This is a genomic window from uncultured Dokdonia sp. (assembly GCF_947496725.1).
GTDB lineage: Bacteria > Bacteroidota > Bacteroidia > Flavobacteriales > Flavobacteriaceae > Dokdonia.
Genome location: NZ_CANMDS010000006.1, coordinates 32474 through 49953, shown reverse-complemented (window position 1 = coordinate 49953; position 17480 = coordinate 32474). Strand labels below are relative to the sequence as shown.

Sequence of the window (17480 nt, the reverse complement as noted above, 5' to 3'; positions counted from 1 at the left end):
AGTTTAGACTATATAGTTTCTACCACTTTATCTAATGCGATTCTTGATTTTGGATTTTTACTAGGTTGGTTAAAATCCTCTTCATCTCTATATCCTATAGCTACGGCAACTAGGGTTGCATAGCCATCGTTTCCTATAATCTTGTCATAGTTTACAGGCTCTATTCCTTCCATAGGGGTAGCATCTATGCCCATAACCGCACAAGCACTTAGCAATACACCTACAGAGAGATATACTTGCTTATCAAACCAAGCAGTAACCTGTTCTTTAGGCAGCGGTTTTAGATTCTCATTATAATAATCTACCATTCCTTGTGGTAATTCTCTCTTTATTTGCTCTTCAAAAAGTGATAAATCATCTACTCTACTAAAAACAACTACAGTATCACTCTTTGTTACTTTCTCAGTGTTTATCCAAGATACTTTAGAGAGCTTCTCTTTTGTGTCTTGATCAGAAACAAAAGTAAATTTCCAAGGCTGGCTGTTTATAGAAGAAGGACTTAGTCGTAAACTTTCTTTAAGCTCTTCTATGTGCTTAGGATCTATCTTTTTTGTCTCGTCATACACCTTTGTGGTGTAGCGCTCTTGCATTGCATTTATAAAACTCATAACGTTTATTTTTTTTGCTGTATTAACTATTTTAGTAAAAGTATATACAGTTATAAAGCTTTGCAAGAACAGCCAAAAAGTATAGGTTTAATTTAACACATCGAGATATATGCCATTAAATGAGAAAAGGCTCTTGCTGTACAAGTCTTACGATGGGAGTGATAGGTGGTAAGTGGTAAATGGTAATCATTTACCATCTTATAGAAGGTCCATTACAATATAGTGAACTACGCAAGCAAATGCCTTCTGTGACATAGCGCACACTTAGCCTACAGCTCAAAACACTAGAGAGTGATGGTATAATAGATAGAAAGGTTTATACTACAAAACCACCACTTAAAGTAGCGTATATGCTTACAGACATAGGTAAGTCACTTATACCACTTATAAACGCAATTGCAGACTGGGGTCGCAAAGCAGATGAGGTATAAACCTGTTATGAGATCTTGTTGAGATAATATTTGTGCAAATCTTCTGCACTAGCGCCTAGCCATTTGCGCACATAAATACTCCAGAAGTGAAACTGTAATTTCCAGATACCATTTTCCTCATAACGACGTGCAGAGGTTGTGAGCCATTCTTGAATAACGACAAATTTACGTCGCGCATATAACTTATTTATAAGGTCATTATCCTCATAAATAATATATCGCTCATCAAAGCGGCCCAGTTCTTCAAAAAGAGCTTTGGTAATAAACTGGCTCTGGTCACCACCACGGCACGCTCGCCACTTAAACTTTGTAAGCCAGCCAGCTAGCTGTAGCCACCAGTGATTAGAATCAAACTTCATTTTAAAGCACCCTGCAGGATTACCCTGAGTGACCTCTTTTAAAATGAGTGCATCATAGTTTTGAGGTGGGTAAGAGTCTGCGTGTAAAAAGTAAAGTATGTTACCTGTAGCTTGTATGGCTCCCGTATTCATCTGTCGTGCTCTACCTTTTTGAGACGTGATAATAGATACCGTTTTACTAAGCGCTGCATATTGAGTGACTTGAGTAACAGTGTCATCACTACTGCCACCATCTACAACGATGATTTCGTGTATATAATTTTGAGAAGACGCCTTGTTTTCTAGGTGAGTGAGCAATGCACATATGGTCTCAGACTCATTAAGAACAGGGATAACTACAGATATAGAATTCATTAAAGATGTATCTTATTCTAAATGTACGCAAAAACACCTCAATCAGTTTTACTTTATTGCTTATTTAAGCCCCAATCATATTCCTTAAACGTGACAGGAGTACCAGGCGCAACCGGAGTATTTGCATATTTATTTATATAAGGTAGTAAGCTTTTATTTGATCCTCTATAAAAGTCTTCTGTGTAAAATTTAAAAATAGAAGAAAGCGCTGCCGTATTTGCGCTAATATCATTTTTTGAACTATTAATAAACTGCTTAGTTGCTTTGTCAAGTTGCTCATTGATTTTAGCAGCAGTGTACGCCTCACGCAGTAGTGGTGGGCAAGAGATAGATGCACAGTTTATAGCAAAATGTATTCTAGGCTCATTCATCTTGCGTAGCACGCCATTTTCAATGCCTCCTAGAGAGAGCAAGCGTCCATCTACTCTTGCACGCCCTTTAGTCCACGGGGCGTCTACATCTTTTATACTGCTTACCTCTGGGTTATCAAGTATGAGCTCTACAGTGACTGCGTTATAAAGATTAATATAATAAGCAAGTAACTCTTGTTCACTCCACTTGTTTGATGGGTCAAGATTTGCGAGTTGATTTAAGTAGCCGTTAAGTAGCGGTCTATCTTTTTGGAATCCATCATAGTCTACAAGTCCCTCTTCATTTACATACTTTTTGAGCAATGAATCCCATTGCGAGTGATCTACATTTACAGCAGAGTTTGCCGTAGTAGATGTAAGTGGTTGTGTTACTTCCTTAGTAGGTTGCCCTTGACTTGTAATCCCTCCAGCAGAGAGCAACGCACAGCTTTGTAAAGAGATGGCTATGGCTATTAGTGATAAAATGCGTGTGTATATTTTCATAACTATTATTTTATTGGTTTACACTTTCGTGAAAACTTAATATCGCTTTTTCAAAATAGATAAGCGAGTAATTAAGAAAACTTTACTACTTATTGAGCGTCCAGTCATATGCTTTATATCTCACCTTCGCCGAAGGTAAAATAGGAGTTGAAGCGTACGTATTTAGATAATCTATCAGGCTACCATCTGTTTTGAAATCTTTTGCAAACCAGCTGAAAATTTTAGACACCTCAACTCTTTCCGTTGTAATCGTGTTACGAGAGGTGTCATTTATAAATTCACGAGCTAGCTTATCAAGCTGGTCATCTACACTTGCCGCTGTAAAAGCCTCATTAAGCAATGGCGGGCAAGAAAATGAAGCGCAGTTTATCCCAAAGTGAATTCTTGCATCGCCCATTTTTCTTAAAATATCGTGTTCTATCTGGTTGAGGTTATACCAGCTATCTTCAAGTTTCCAGAATCGTTGATCCCACGGGTTTTTAATATCCTTTATGCTTTCTAGCGGATAGTGACGTAAGATGAGATCTATAGTCATTGCATTATATGCGTTCATCCAGTAGGCGAGCTTTTCTTCTTGAGACCACGCATCTGTAGGTGTTTGTTCTCCTAGTAGTTTAATGTAGTTGCGTAGTTTTCCCCAGTTTGATTTAAAACTATTATAATCTACATTTCCAGCTGGTGATACATATGCCTTAAGTAAGTCATTAAAACTATCGTGATTAACAGTTTCTGTAATTGCAGTATTAAAAACTTCAACTTCAACTTCAATTTCTTCCGATTCAGTAATCATCTCTTCTGCTAGAGCACTTACTGTGGTTGTATCTTCTGTAACAGTTATGATGGGAGCTGTTTCTATAGGGACACTATCTTTCTTTATGACAGCAGGTGTTTCTGCAGTAGTGACTTCAGGTGGTGCAGTTATAGTCTTAGTTGTGCTACAAGCACAAGCAAGACAGAGTAAAGAAATGTAAAGAAAGGTTTTCATAGATGTTGGTTTCATAAAAAAGCGCCTCTTATAAAGAAACGCTTTTTGTGTGACTCATACGTATAGAGTCGTATGTATTATAAAAAACTAACAGTAGCCTAGCAACATCCACCACCATCATAGTGATACGTAGACTCGCTTATAAAGATGTCATCACGACCTAAAGCGGCAAGTGCTCCTGCTGTTTTATCACAAATAGCCAGCGGCTGATTTTTAAGAAGGATGTGTCCTAGCTTATCATCAAAAAAATCTTCTTCTCCATAATAAATCGCGGCTTTACCTGTAAAAATACAAGGTCCGTCTGCTGGCATAGGATCTTTGATTGCTGCTACTTCAATAGACTCAATGTAAATGAGCTCATCTGTAGGATATGCTCCAGGATTAAGTATTCTATATGGCTTACGAGCTCTTATCTCAATAGTTCCAAAACCAGCATCTGTAAGTGCTTTTACATACTCGGCTATGGGTAAACTCCCAGAAAGACAAAGCGCACGTAAACGATCATCATTACGTAATTCCTCATTCATTTCCTGCTCACAAGTAGGGTCGCTCATTACAAGCTTGCCGTGAGGTTTAAGCACGCGATACATCTCTGCAATGGCGCGTTTTAAATCTTCGGCTTTAAAGATGTTGAAGAGGCAGTTTTGTGCTGCTACGTCTATTGAGTTATCTGCCACATTGAGGTTAAGGGCATCTCCTTTTTGAAGATCTACAAATTCGCTCTTAAACCAAGGGTTCAACTTCTCTGCTTCTATAAAGTTTTTGCGAGACGCTTCTAGCATTTCATCTACCACATCTACACCTACTACGCCACCTTTATTACGATTAAAGTATGCAAACTGTAATAGCTCCATACCACCACCTACACCTACATATAGCATCTTGGGCTCATTAGTAAGATCACGAGCATTTACAGTGCTTCCGCAACCGTAATTCATCTCTTGCATTATCTTTGGGATCTTTAATCCAGGTAATTCCCATATAGGATTTGTAGTACAGCACAGTCCTACATCTGGTGTAAGTGCTGCTTCTTTATAAAGATCATTTGTAGCATTAAGGTAACTCATAACTCGTTGTTTAAATAGATAGTAGTTTGTATGTAATGATGATATCTTTTGGTTTAGATTTCGCTTTCGCGAAAGCGTACTTTATAAAGATTTAATCAATCCTGTAAAGAGCGTGATCATCTCTGGCTCTGCCTTACCAGCCATTGCAATTATTTCTGGAATATCTACTGGCTTGAGGTTGTCTGGGTCACACTCATCTGTAAGAACAGATACTGCCACCACTGGAAGTTTTAAGTGATTTGCTACGATAATTTCTGGTACAGTACTCATCCCTACGGCATCTGCTCCTATAATTCTTAAGTAGCGATACTCTGCGCGAGTTTCCAGCTGTGGACCTACTACAGATGCATATATTCCTTCGTGTAAGTTTATGCCATTGTCTTTTGCAATAGTGCGTAGCGTATTGTTCATAGCAGCATCATAAGGTGCGCTCATATCTACAAAGCGCTCTCCCATTTTTTCTACTCCTTTAAAAGCTAGCGGTGATCCTCCTTGTAGATTAATGTGATCATCTATGAGCATTAATTCTCCTTTTTTGAAATCAAGGTTAATAGCTCCAGAAGCATTAGATACTAATAGGTGCTTGATGCCTAAAGCGTGCATCACACGTACTGGGTAGGTTACATCTGTAAGTGAGTAGCCTTCATACACGTGAAAACGACCTTGCATAATAATAACCTTTTTACCTTCTAGCGTACCGTAAATTAATTTACCTGTATGGAACTCTACAGTTGCCGTTGGAAAATTAGGAATATGATTATAGCTTGCGGTGTGTTCTATCTCAACACGATCAATAAGTTGCCCAAGACCAGTACCTAAAATGATACCTACTTCAGGATTTTCAAAGCCTTTGCTTTTTAAGTAATCTGCTGTTTCTATGATGTATTTTTCCATAATATGTTTTTTTAAACGTATTAAATTTTCTTGTTATTGTAAATACTGAGCAAACTCAGCATATGGTTTTAAATCCTCTGCAAAGTCAATGTCATTAAGGGTTTCAAGTTGATGAACTTTTGCTGTTGCTAGATCATCCATAGTACTTGCAAAGACCGTATCGCCACCCCATTCTTTGTTGTAAAATACCTCTTTTACAAGCTTGTTCATCCCCATTAAATAATAACCACCATCTTGGGCTGGGCCTATTACTGCATCATTAGAGTGTAGCGCGTCAAAAGCCTCATTTATGTGAGAAGCACGCAAGTCGTAGAGGTCACTGCCTACAATGAGTACATTGTCATACCCATCTGCAAAGGCTTTTTCAAATGCCATATACATACGTACTCCTAGATCTTCACCTTCTTGCTGGAATTTTTCAAAAATAGCATTATCCCACATATCATTATCGCGCACCTTCACAGAGTAGCCTACACGTTTAGTACAATTTAAAGTGCTTACTACGTCTTTGGTGTGTGACAAGAGCTTCTTGTAAATCTCAAGAGCGTTTTCTTGACCTACACCTTTGGCTAGTCTGCTTTTTACTTTGCCTAGTTCTGGATTTCTGGTGAATATGAGTACTATATTTTTCTTCATTATTGCTTTCTATAATTATATAAGAGGTACAAAAACATAAGCGCCATCGTGATGAGCTGCTGGTATATACTCGCATTAATAGACCAACCTAGGTTCTCAAAATTTAGCTTGCTTACAGTTAGTACGAGTAATAGGATAAGGAGTATGATAAATATGAGTATGATTTTCTTTCTAGTCATTACTCATCATCTTTTTTTGTCCACTGGTCACTTTTTTTAATGGCTATAAACATCCCAATATTTGCTATAATAATGAGACTACTAGAGAGATAGTCTTTCCAGGTGGATGTCTCGTTAGTAAGATGATAAGCCAATAAAGCAAATCCTCCTATGGTGAGGCCTATAAAAATGAGTGGTATATATTTATTCATCTAGTAAACTTTATGTCCTGTTTTTAAATATTTCCCCCAAACTTTGGAAAATACGTGAACAGAGTCGGTTGGTTGTTTGTTCTTGTTTTGAATTTCGTAGCCTTCATCTTTCCACGCAAATATGCTTCCGTATAGATTTTTGACGTTTGTAAATCCTTTCTTCTTCAATCGCTCGCCAAAATCTTCAGAGCGTATCCCTACGGAGCAATAAACGACGATGGGTTGATCTTTTTTTGCTTTCGCGAAAGCGTACATACTATCATTCACCTTCTCAGAAACCCACACCGCTCCAGGGATATGGCTTACCTCAAACTCTTCCTTTTTACGAGTGTCTAAAATTAAGTAGTCACTCATTTCCATCTTGAGTTCTTGCACAGAAATATAAGGAACAGAGCGTGTGTTGTACTGTTTTAATAACAAGTCCATATCTGATTGCCCAACACTTATAGCGCTTATGAGAAAGATGAGTATGTATATGATTTTTTTGATAATAGGTCTTTATAATTTGATGCCAAATCCTTGTAAGCCACTCTCTACAGGTGGCAGTATTTCTGTGTTGTCCCAGATGCCAGTTACGATGGTACGCGCATATTCTTCTGGCAGTAAGCCGTTTTGCATTAACTGGCTCGTGAGCTTGTAATTATATGCAAAGGTATGATGTTCATAGCTAAGATTGCCAGAAGTGTCATCTAGAATGGCATACCAGACTTCTGTAGAGCCATCATTTGCTGGCATCCCAATCACGCCAGGGTTGAGCCAGAGTTTATCTTCTTGCTCCGTATGAAAAGGCAAGCCGCAATGTCCTGCAACAATCACATCACTTTGGGTTGTATCAAAATTTGAGCCTTTTATTTCCCAAGCTGTAGATTTAAATATGAATTCAGAAATATGATTATATGAGCCGTGTACAACCGTCACCTTTTTACCAGCGTAGGTAAATGTAATATGGTCTGGAAGCGCCTCTAATGTCTCTAGCGAATTCTTAGAGAGTTTGCTTTGTGCGTAAGGATACCACAACTGGCTAAAACCATCACAACGCGATCCTTCTCTAAAGTCACACCCACAATCTTCTGCGCCTTCACTCAGTTGCTTTTCTACATTACCAGCGATACCGTGTGTTCCCCATATTTTATAGAGTTGTACGGTTTCTTCTGGTTGCGCACAATATCCCACGATGTCTCCAGTGCATATGCAATTTTCTGGTGCAATCCCTTGTTCCTCTGCTATGGATTTTAGTTTCTCTAGTGCTTGTAGATTGCTATACACACCGCCATAAAGGAGTACTTTGCCAGTGAGATTGCCTATGTTTTTTATCTTTTTATCCATCGTGGTATGAGGTATAATATGGTGCAGGCTGTGATGCCCCAGACGTTTGTCCAGAGTAAGGCAGCATAAGATCCTGTTGTAAATTGTAATGATAATGGTAAGGCATCAAAAACTAATATGAAGCCAAAAATGATACCCGTCACTACACTCAAGTAATAACTAATTTTTGGGGCTGGCTTTCGCCAAAATAAAAATACCGGCGTTAGTCCAATTACCATCGTTCCAGATATGGTCGTGGCGCTTAAAATCTCTGCATTAAGAAATACGGGAATGGTTCCCAATATGGCAATTACAGCCATAGATAATCTCCCAAACGAAAGATTCTTACCCAAATTTAAATCGACTGAAAGTAATTTTGAAAATGAGGAGAATGTACTGTCCAGCGTAGATGCCGCCGAGGTAATCATAATAAAGTTGATGACTAATAATATGACTACGCCAAAAGCTTTGCCAACTTCTACCGCGGCCTGTCCTGCCATTCCTTGTGATTGAGCATACACACCTATTACACTAAATAATATAATACAAGCAGCTCCCAATACCGAGGCGATTAGAAAGCTAAGTAAAGTAACCTTAGGCGAACTTAAAAATGCTCTATCTGTTAATACAGGATCGTGAAAGGGATATGAGAATGACTGCAACAAGGCTGCAAATAGCAAATTAAGACCAAGATCAAAACTCCACGTTCCAGAAGTCGCAACCTCCTTCACACTAAAATCATCTACCGAAAATATACTCCATAATATCACACATAGCAGTATGGAGAATAATCCCATCTGTATCACATCTGTAAATATAGAACTGCTCAATCCGCCCTTGAGCGCATAAGCAAGAGTGAGTATCGTAAAGACCAGAATCGCCCAATAATAAGGAGTGCTTCCCATCTCTCCAAAGTAAGAACCTATCACCATCGTGTTACTCCACACCTCATTAAAAAGCCTAATGGCTATGAGCACAGAAAATAAGCGCATCGCTCCTTTTCCAAATCGAGAAGTTAGAAACTGATGTATACTTGTAAATCCACCTTGCAAACGCATCTGGTAGATAATCACACCAGCCACGGCAAAGGAGAGGTAATAACCCGCATAAGCCACACCACCCACAATCCCAAAACTCAGACCTAGGTTGGCAGCATTGGTTATACTCTTTGCAAAAATCCACGAGATAATGAGACTACCCGTAAGCATCCAGACATTAGGAGACTTCTTACGATGCGTAGCCTTAAAAAACTCATCAGGACTTTTGGCAAGCGGAGACAGCACAAACATCAACACACTCGATGCTATAATTAATCCCCATTGCCAGATTTCTACATTCATATATAAGCTCCTTATTCTAATATTTATCACTTTCCGTTAGGAAAGTGTATTTCACAAAAGTTCCCCTCTTTGAAGAGGGGCTAGGGGAGATGTCCGCAGTACCCTCCCACAATTCATTAATCTACATCCCACCACACGCGTACATTAAGGCTATTGCCATCTGTTGCATCAAATGCTGTCTGGTAATTATCTGCATTGAGCGCTTCTTCTTCAGATGGGTAAGGCATACGTACGGGAATTAAACCGTCATTAAGACTTGCTTGCACATCCATAAACGCAGGAAAACCGGTGCGTCTATATTCTATCCAACCTTCATAGCCGTTTATGATGTTTGCAATCCATTTTTGAGTAAGTATTTGTTCTAGCGGCGAACTATCTACATTATTAAAAGCAGCATTACCAGTAAGATAATCTGCTGGTAAAGGTGTTTGCCAGTATTCAAAAGCGAGAGTAACACCGTTTTCATAAAGTGCCTGCGCATCTGCGGTGATAAGTCCGCGCTGAGCAGCTTCGGCGAGTGCTAGCGAAGTTTCCCAAGCCGTCATAAAGTTGGCATCTAGTACAGAGGTATCTTCTCTAAAAGCAGTACCTGCAAGTGATAAATCTCCTAGCACGGCAGCCGTTGAGGTTGCATCTATTCCGTTTATAAGTCCGTTAAATTCGTCAGTATTTGATGCTGGTCTAAAAAACGTATTAAGCCTCGCGTCTTCAAGGTCTACAAGAATGGTTTCCATCGTTTCAGAAAGTACGAAGTTGTTAAAGTCACCCACACGTAATTGTGCAAGTCTAAAACTATTAGGCTCCGTATTGCTAAAGTTAAAAACAGCATTATCACTATTACTAGTTATAAAGTTATCCTCATTAACCAGCGCTTGTAAATCTGCACTTACATCTACACGATCTGAGATACGTAAAAGATGTTTGATTTTAAGACTGTTTGCAAAGCGTACCCAAGCCTGTAAATCACCATCATAAAGAATATCTCCTTCTAGCGGGATCACATCTTCATAAGCCTCAATAGCAGCAATTCCTGCATCTAGATTTGCTAGAATACCATCTGCTCCTGTATATATAGCCTCCTGCGTGTCATAAGCTGGTGTTACCGTTCCATCTATGCCATTAAAAGCTTCTGAGTAAGGAACATCGCCAAAAAGATCTGTAAGTCCAGCCGCCATATAAGCCTTGAGGATAAGTGCAGGACCTTCATACACGGCAAAAGTCACATTAGTTTGCGCCTGTTGCAAGATAATCTCGTTGTCTCTTAAATTAGTATAAAAAATAGGCCAAGGATTTCCGCCTAGCTGAGGTGATTTTAAGGCGTGACGATCAAAAAGATTAAAGTCAAGAGCAGTTCTGTGTTGTGATAGTAAATCTCCAGCCACAAAACCTTCATAACTCATTTGCTCTCCGTAGTCATAAATAACTTGTCGCAATAACAAGCTAGGTTGCACGCTTACGGGATCATTTGGGTTAGTATTTATTTCTTCAAAATCTTCTGTGCAACTGCTCATTCCAAGTAAAAGCAGGAGGGAAGTGATGTATAAAAAATGTTTCATTTGTAATGTTTTATGTTACGCTTTCGCGAAAGCGTTAAAAGTTAAATCCTGCCTTAAATCCGAAGCTTCTTGTTGTAGCATAGCTCAAATCTTCTACACCGCTCACAAACCCTTGTCCCTGCACTGCAAGTTGTTCAGGGTCAAAATGTGGGTTTTCTGTGATAGCAAAAAGATTACGTCCTATAAGTGAAAGGTTTACATCTACACCTTCTTTAAGACCGATAAATCCATCCTTAAGCTTGAAAGAATATCCTATCGAAAACTGACGAAGTTTTAAGAATGATGCGTTATAAATGTTGTTTTCTTCGTGGTTGCGGTCATAAAACTGACGGTAGTAACTCTCTGCCGAAACTGCTGTGGTGTTTGGAACAAAATTTGGATTTGCCGCAGTGCCTGTGTTTACAACTCCTTGAGCAATAATTCCCTCTTCTGGGCGGAAAGCAGTTTCTGCTAGTTGGCCTCCTACATTACCTAGCGCTCGCGTTCTAGAGACAATATCTCCACCTTGACGCCAGTCAAATAAGAAAGAAGCACTCCACTGCTTGTAACGGAAATCATTGTTCCACCCTAGATTAAAATCTGCTGTGTAATTTCCTATTTTCTTGAGGTTGTTATCTGCGATAAAGCGACCATTATCATCAATGATAAAATCGCCATCGTCATTTCGTAGGTAGCCTGTTCCATAAATATCGCCAACTTCCCCACCTTCTTCTACTTGGAAAAATACGGTTTGGTTTGCGCTGTCATAAATACGGCTAAAGGCAAGCGTAAGACGACCGTCAGATTGTGGTAAACTTTCAACTACAGACTTATTGGTGCTGAAGTTAAAGGTCGTGTTCCATCTAAAGTTTTCATTTACGATAGGAGTGATGCCTGCAATGACCTCGATACCCGAAGTGCGCACCTCACCACCATTTACCACCTGCTGATTAAAGCCTGAGGAAATAGCAATAGGTAAGGAGATAATCTGATCCTTAGTAAGTGCGTTGTAGTAGGTGAAGTCTACATTAAACCTGTCTTTAAAGAAACGTATATCTGTACCTATCTCGTAAGATGTAGTTTGCTCTGGTTTAAGGTTTGCATTAGGGATAAAGTTTTGTGCGCTAAAAGTAGGCTGCCCTTCAAAAGGAGTTTGTGCGATAAATGCTCCAGAAGTTTGGAAAGGATTAGTGTCATTACCCACTTGAGCAACACTTGCTCTTAATTGCAAGTAGCTTATTGCCTCTGGAAGTTCCCAAACGTTAGATCCTATAAAACTCAAACTAGCCGAAGGATAGAAAAACGAAGTATTATCTGCGCTAAAAGGTGTTGCCAGTGCACTTGACCAGTCATTACGTCCTGTAACGTCTAGGTATAAGAAATTTTTGTAACCCAGTTTTGCCACTCCGTAAAAAGAGTTGATACGCTTTTCAGATTCAAATTGGAATGCTTCTATAGGTGATGCGGCATTGTTAAGGTTAAAGATGCCTGGTTGTGCAAGGTTTGTAGTTTGCACCTGTTTTGTAGAAGCTACTTGTGATAGGCGGTTTCCTCCAAGACTTACGTCCAGTGAGAAGTCGCCAAACTTATTGTCATAGTTAAGTAAGAAGTCTGTATTAATCTCACGATAAAAAACATCGTGCTCAGCATAGCCACCATTCTGGAAACGGTTAGAACTAAAGTTTCTTAAAAACTGTCGTTTCTCACTACTGTAGTCCATCCCTGTGCGTATGGTAAGGTCAAGATTTTTGGCGAGTGTCTGTGTAAGGGCTATGTTACCAAAAACGCGATCACGGTTAAAAGAGTTTCTGTTTTCTTCTAAGATGAAAAACGGATTATCAAAGAAGGTGTAGTTAAAAGAGTACTGCTGCACACCTTCTAATCCTGGCTGCCAGTAATCACGTAGGCTGTCTATATTAAGAGAGCGAGGTCCCCAGGCTACGAGTGAGTAATTTACATTCTCACTTCCGTATCCGTTTGATGGGCGGTTATCACTACCAGAGTTTACATAACTAATGCTCGCTTTGATTTTAGTTTTTTCTGTTGGTTTAAAGTTGAGTTTTGTTGCGATGGTTTGTCTATCTAAGTTTACACCAGGGATGATAGACTCACTACGTAGGTCTGTAAAAGATATACGGAAATCACCTTTATCAAATCCACTAGAGACAGATACATTATTTATGGTGGTTACACCAGTTTCATAAAAGTCTTTTAGGTTATCTGGGTTTGACCTAAATTCAGTAGGAGTGATGGCAAGTCCATTATATAAAGCTGTATCTCCACCACGTACAATCGTTCCATCTGGAAGCGTCACCGGACTATCAAATTGCGGAATTAAAATTCCAGCATCTAGTCTAGGTCCCCAAGAATACGTAATGTTATCTGAGATTCCTGCTCCAAGACCATCTACATATTCAAAAACTCCGCCTTGTCCTTGTCCGTACTCGTTTTGGAAATCTGGAAGTTGGAAAGCACTGTCTAAAAAGATAGAAGAGTTAATGCTTATGCCTAATCCTTTTTTCTTGCTACCATCTTTAGTTTCTATTACAATGACACCATTTGATGCACGCGTACCGTATAATGCAGCAGCACTTGGACCTTTAAGTACAGAAACAGAAGCAATGTCATCTGGGTTTACTTCCATCGCGCCGTTTCCAAAATCTACTTCTTGAAAACCTGCGGCTGCTTCATTTGTAAAGTTAAAAACAGTGTTGTTATTAATAGGTACACCATCTACTACAAACAACGGATTGTTATTAGAAAAAGAAGCTTCTCCACGTATGCTTATGCGTGATGAAGAGCCTACTCCTGTTGCGCCTTGTGTGATGGTAACTCCCGCAAGCTTACCAGAAAGGTTGTCCAGAAAGTTTACAGACTTTACCTCGTCTATATCTTTTGCATTAATGGTTTGTACTGTATATCCTAGTTCTCTTGTGTTGCGTTTTACGCCCAGGGCCGTTACTACCACCTCGTCAAGTCCCTCCTGTGAGATGCTTAGTGTAATATCTATTTGAGTTCTGCCAGTTACAGTAATTAATTGTGAGCTATAACCGAGCGAAGAGAATTTTAAAACGGATGCATCCGTAGGTATGGTAATGGAGTAAGCACCATTTTCGTCTGTAATAGTTCCTTGGTTTGTGCCTTCTACAAGGACATTTACAAAAGGTATTGTAGTGTTATCTTCTGCGCTTGTGACGGTTCCGGTAACGGTAGTTTGAGCATACAAACTTGCTGTAAAAAGCAAGAGCATACTAAGATAAAATGATTTCATCTGAGTGTATTAGTTGGTAAATAAGAAAATCTAAGAATAACTGTAAGCTGTTGTGGCTTACAAGATTTAAATACTAACTAATGATGGTGATCCTTTGTTAAAGTGGCTTTTAGTGAGCGACTCAAAGAATCGGTTTGTAGTGTGATAACCAAGAGAAAGACCTTGATTTACTATGTTTTGTATAAGTTGTAATAGTCTTTTTGATAATGTGGAAGTCTCTTTGAGCATCTGCTGTAAATCTGCAAATGTGTCAAGATCTGAGAGCTTCTCAAGGAGGTAAAGGTTTGTACGCTTTCGCGAAAGCGTATCAGAAATAATAGCACCTAGTTTACTAGACTGCCACGGTAGATTTTTAAATTGCTCAGGCTTAAAATGTTTCTTTTTAATCCCCATTAAATAGCAACCGCCATCAGTACTTGGGCCAATAACAAGCGCAGACTGTTTGAGCTTTTCTTGTGCTAAAAGAATATGCCCCGCCGAAAGGTGCGGAGTGTCATTACCTATGGTTATAACTTGGTCATAACCACTGTCAAAAACCGAGGTAAGTGCATTTGTGAAACGCTCGCCAAAGGTGTTTCCTACCTGCTCATTTTCAGAAAAAATAACATAGGGAATTCCCGTCTTGCGTACCGTAGCGATAGTTTGCCTATTGAGCTCTTTAAATAAAGCCACAGACTGCCCGAGCTTCTTGCGAGAAGCTTCGGTAGTTGCTGTTTGAGCAAATATGAGTATGGCGGTTTTTGGTGTCGTGATTTTCTACGTATTAAGCAACGGTTCCTTGACAACTACTTCCTGCACCTGCAGTACAACCATAACAGTGCTGAGAGATCATAATGTTACGATCATTAAGTAAATCTTCATTATAATCTTTTATGTGCTTTACACTACTCGCCACTGGCAATTCTAGCATTTGATTAAAATCACAATCAAATAAATAACCATCCCAGCTTATTGAAATTGTGTTTTTACACATTACATTTTCTACTGCGGCAGGGTTATATGCCTCTACGAGTTGATACATATAATCCTCATAATTTTCTGATGCGATGAGGTAATCTAAAAATCGTGCTATAGGTAAGTTTGTAATTGCAAAAAGGTTGTGGAACTGGATATTAAAATCCTCCATAAGTGCCTTTTTAAAATCCTTCTCCATACTTGCTTGGTCTCCCGGTAAGAAAGCTCCAGATGGATTGTAAACTAGGTCTAGTCTTAAGTCACTTCCTGGCATACCGTAGCCACGCTCGTTAAGCTCTTGTAGTGCTTTTATAGATTTATCAAAAACTCCATCACCGCGTTGCTTGTCTGTTTTACCACGTGTCCAGTGTGGCATAGATGAGATGACGTGTACATTGTGTTTTTTAAAGAAATCTGGGAGATCGTAGTACTTTTTATTTGCACGTATAATGGTAAGGTTAGAACGCACAATAAAGTCTTTAATCCCAGCCTTACTTGCTTCTTCTACAAAACGTCTAAAATGCGGATTCATCTCTGGTGCGCCACCAGTAAGATCTAGCGTGTGAGCACCAGTATTGCGTATCACTTCTAGACATTGCTCCATAGTCTCCCAAGTCATAATCTCCTTGCGATCTGGACCAGCATCTACGTGACAGTGATCACACACTTGATTACACATATACCCCACGTTTATTTGGAGTATTTCTAGTTTGTTAGGGCGTAACGGTAGCTGGTTGGTCTCCTTTATTTTTTTAGCAAACGTAGGTAGTTCGTCCTTAAAAATACCATTAGATAAAATTTCTATTTGCTTGTTTGCTTGTGCGAGTTCGCTACCTTCTTTCTTCAGTGATTTTGTTGCTGACATTTAAAAATGTTTGTCGTTTGTAGTGTTGATTTCTTTTGGTTGGAAATCTGTATGAGTACGCTTTCGCGAAAGCGTAAAACTACCCGTCTAGTTTATTTACTTTATTCATCATCATCACGCCGTGTACCAGCGTCGCACCACTTTTTATAGCAGCACCTACGTGTACAGCCTCCATCATCTCTTCCTTAGTGATTCCTTTCTGTAGACCGTCTTTAGTATATGCGTCTATGCAATATGGGCACTGCTCTGTGTGAGCAACGGCAAGTGCGATGAGCGATTTCTCACGCGCAGTGAGTGCTCCCTCTTCAAAAACTTTACCGTAGTAGTCAAAAAACTTAGTTCCTAACTCTTCACTCCACTCCGTGATTTTTCCGAATTTTCTTAAATCTTTTGGGTCGTAATATTGATCTGCCATAGTTATATATTATGTAAGCATACGAATATATGCTTAATCGTAATTAACTACAATTACTTACGTAGAAATAAAGAATAAGGTTTCTAATTTGTGAAATATGCGGTCTCGAAAAAAATATTGCAATTTTTTTCAAAAAGATGTTGCCAGATCTCAGAAAGGTTTTATATTTGCATCCGCTTACGAGAAGTATCGCATACAACTCAACAAATAGTGTGAGTCACATTGCAAACGTAAGCCACCTAAAAGCTTTAGGTACCTTAGCTCAGTTGGTAGAGCAACGGACTGAAAATCCGTGTGTCCCTGGTTCGATTCCTGGAGGTACCACATTAAAACCCGATCTTCTGATCGGGTTTTTTGTTTTGTATAACTTTCGTTGTTGCAATTGCTTCACAGTCGTACATTGCGGTTTGATGTAAGAAGTATTTTTAAAGTAATAAGACACTAGATGATTATACTATTCCTTTTGGCTGGATTAGCCTTATTTGTTTTTATGGGTTACGGGCTTTTTACGCTTTCGCGAAAGCGTACACCAGATCCTTTCCCATCTACTTGGGAGTCTTTATTAAGTGATGAAGTGCTTTTTTACAAAGAGCTCACTCCTAAAAAGAAGGAATTCTTTAAAAAAAGAATGATGGCCTTTCTCACCGAAGTAAATGTAGAGGCTGTGGGATTTGACCTGTCTGATAAGGATAAGGTGTTTGTGGCAGCTAGTGCGGTTATCCCTATTTTTAACTTTGGAGACTGGCATTACAATAACTTAGATACGGTACTTATTTATCCAGATTACTTTAATGCAAATCTCGAGTATCACTCAGAGGGTGAAGATCGTATCATAGGAGGTATGGTAGGGACGGGACAGTTTGAAAACCATATGATACTCTCTCGCAAGGCACTTCATTTTGGGTTTAATAATAAGACAGATAAAGGAAATACAGCGATACACGAGTTTGTGCATTTACTTGATAAGATGGATGGTGAGGTAGATGGTATACCAGAACAGTTACTAGGTAAAGAAAATATTGTGCCCTGGCTAGATATGATGCATACAGAGATGGAGGCTATAAATAATGATACCTCAGACATAAGAAAATATGGTGGTACAAGTAAAATAGAGTTTTTTGCGGTGGCGGCAGAGTACTTTTTTGAGCGTCCAGATCTATTTAAACGTAAACATCCGGAGTTATACAAAATGCTTGAAGTTTGTTTTGTAACAGGTTATTAGGGTGATTTTTACCAT

General features: G+C 39.2%; 18 protein-coding genes, 1 tRNA gene and 1 pseudogene. 3 read left to right on the top strand and 17 right to left on the bottom strand.

Annotated elements, in window-relative coordinates:
* Positions 1 to 8: 8 nt before the first annotated feature.
* Positions 9 to 608: a nitroreductase family protein gene (locus Q0948_RS12995; RefSeq protein WP_298353535.1), complete on the bottom strand. Its 600-nt coding sequence runs from the start codon at positions 606 to 608 to the stop codon at positions 9 to 11.
* Between the two features lie 119 nt (positions 609 to 727).
* Here Q0948_RS12995 and Q0948_RS12990 point away from each other — a divergent pair.
* Positions 728 to 1039 (top strand): annotated as a pseudogene (locus Q0948_RS12990) (helix-turn-helix domain-containing protein).
* Positions 1040 to 1044: 5 nt separating this feature from the next.
* Here Q0948_RS12990 and Q0948_RS12985 read toward each other — a convergent pair.
* The 16 genes from Q0948_RS12985 to Q0948_RS12910 form a co-directional block, all read right to left on the bottom strand.
* Complete coding sequence (locus Q0948_RS12985) at positions 1045 to 1752, bottom strand: TIGR04283 family arsenosugar biosynthesis glycosyltransferase (RefSeq protein ID WP_298353533.1); 708 nt, start codon at positions 1750 to 1752, stop codon at positions 1045 to 1047.
* Positions 1753 to 1805: 53 nt separating this feature from the next.
* Entirely contained in the window at positions 1806 to 2606 is an 801-nt protein-coding gene (locus tag Q0948_RS12980) for a DUF547 domain-containing protein (protein ID WP_298353530.1), read from the bottom strand.
* Between the two features lie 85 nt (positions 2607 to 2691).
* Complete coding sequence (locus Q0948_RS12975; protein ID WP_298353527.1) at positions 2692 to 3591, bottom strand: DUF547 domain-containing protein; 900 nt, start codon at positions 3589 to 3591, stop codon at positions 2692 to 2694.
* A 98-nt stretch (positions 3592 to 3689) separates the two neighbouring features.
* Positions 3690 to 4658 (bottom strand): arsenosugar biosynthesis arsenite methyltransferase ArsM, encoded by a 969-nt coding sequence (gene arsM, locus Q0948_RS12970; protein ID WP_035334537.1) that lies wholly within the window; start codon positions 4656 to 4658, stop codon positions 3690 to 3692.
* Positions 4659 to 4739: 81 nt separating this feature from the next.
* Positions 4740 to 5552 (bottom strand): purine-nucleoside phosphorylase, encoded by an 813-nt coding sequence (locus Q0948_RS12965; protein WP_298353520.1) that lies wholly within the window; start codon positions 5550 to 5552, stop codon positions 4740 to 4742.
* Positions 5553 to 5585: 33 nt separating this feature from the next.
* Entirely contained in the window at positions 5586 to 6188 is a 603-nt protein-coding gene (locus Q0948_RS12960) for a TIGR04282 family arsenosugar biosynthesis glycosyltransferase (protein WP_298353518.1), read from the bottom strand.
* Positions 6188 to 6367: a hypothetical protein gene (locus Q0948_RS12955; RefSeq protein WP_298353515.1), complete on the bottom strand. Its 180-nt coding sequence runs from the start codon at positions 6365 to 6367 to the stop codon at positions 6188 to 6190. The genes Q0948_RS12960 and Q0948_RS12955 overlap by 1 nt, the downstream gene beginning before the upstream one ends.
* Positions 6367 to 6558, bottom strand: coding sequence for a hypothetical protein (locus tag Q0948_RS12950; RefSeq protein WP_021778162.1), 192 nt, complete (start codon positions 6556 to 6558; stop codon positions 6367 to 6369). Before Q0948_RS12950 ends, Q0948_RS12955 begins: the two co-directional genes overlap by 1 nt.
* Positions 6559 to 6984, bottom strand: a complete 426-nt coding sequence (locus Q0948_RS12945) for a rhodanese-like domain-containing protein (RefSeq protein ID WP_298353510.1) — start codon at positions 6982 to 6984, stop codon at positions 6559 to 6561.
* Between the two features lie 72 nt (positions 6985 to 7056).
* Complete coding sequence (locus Q0948_RS12940; RefSeq protein ID WP_298353505.1) at positions 7057 to 7884, bottom strand: metallophosphoesterase family protein; 828 nt, start codon at positions 7882 to 7884, stop codon at positions 7057 to 7059.
* Positions 7869 to 9203, bottom strand: coding sequence for a sodium:solute symporter (locus Q0948_RS12935; RefSeq protein ID WP_298353502.1), 1335 nt, complete (start codon positions 9201 to 9203; stop codon positions 7869 to 7871). The genes Q0948_RS12940 and Q0948_RS12935 overlap by 16 nt, the downstream gene beginning before the upstream one ends.
* A gap of 116 nt (positions 9204 to 9319) precedes the next feature.
* Positions 9320 to 10759, bottom strand: coding sequence for a SusD/RagB family nutrient-binding outer membrane lipoprotein (locus tag Q0948_RS12930; RefSeq protein ID WP_298353498.1), 1440 nt, complete (start codon positions 10757 to 10759; stop codon positions 9320 to 9322).
* A 34-nt stretch (positions 10760 to 10793) separates the two neighbouring features.
* The gene (locus Q0948_RS12925) at positions 10794 to 14009 is read right to left on the bottom strand and encodes a SusC/RagA family TonB-linked outer membrane protein (protein WP_298353495.1); all 3216 of its coding nucleotides are present in this window, start codon (positions 14007 to 14009) and stop codon (positions 10794 to 10796) included.
* A gap of 66 nt (positions 14010 to 14075) precedes the next feature.
* Positions 14076 to 14681 (bottom strand): DUF2064 domain-containing protein, encoded by a 606-nt coding sequence (locus Q0948_RS12920; protein ID WP_298353493.1) that lies wholly within the window; start codon positions 14679 to 14681, stop codon positions 14076 to 14078.
* A gap of 91 nt (positions 14682 to 14772) precedes the next feature.
* Positions 14773 to 15828 (bottom strand): arsenosugar biosynthesis radical SAM (seleno)protein ArsS, encoded by a 1056-nt coding sequence (gene arsS / locus Q0948_RS12915; RefSeq protein WP_013750119.1) that lies wholly within the window; start codon positions 15826 to 15828, stop codon positions 14773 to 14775.
* Positions 15829 to 15907: 79 nt separating this feature from the next.
* Positions 15908 to 16243, bottom strand: a complete 336-nt coding sequence (locus tag Q0948_RS12910) for an arsenosugar biosynthesis-associated peroxidase-like protein (RefSeq protein WP_013750118.1) — start codon at positions 16241 to 16243, stop codon at positions 15908 to 15910.
* Between the two features lie 251 nt (positions 16244 to 16494).
* Between Q0948_RS12910 and Q0948_RS12905 the strand changes: the two genes are divergently transcribed.
* Positions 16495 to 16567, top strand: a tRNA-Phe gene (locus tag Q0948_RS12905).
* A gap of 121 nt (positions 16568 to 16688) precedes the next feature.
* A complete protein-coding gene (locus Q0948_RS12900) occupies positions 16689 to 17465 on the top strand; it encodes a M90 family metallopeptidase (protein ID WP_298353484.1) in 777 nt (258 codons plus the stop codon).
* Positions 17466 to 17480: the final 15 nt, after the last annotated feature.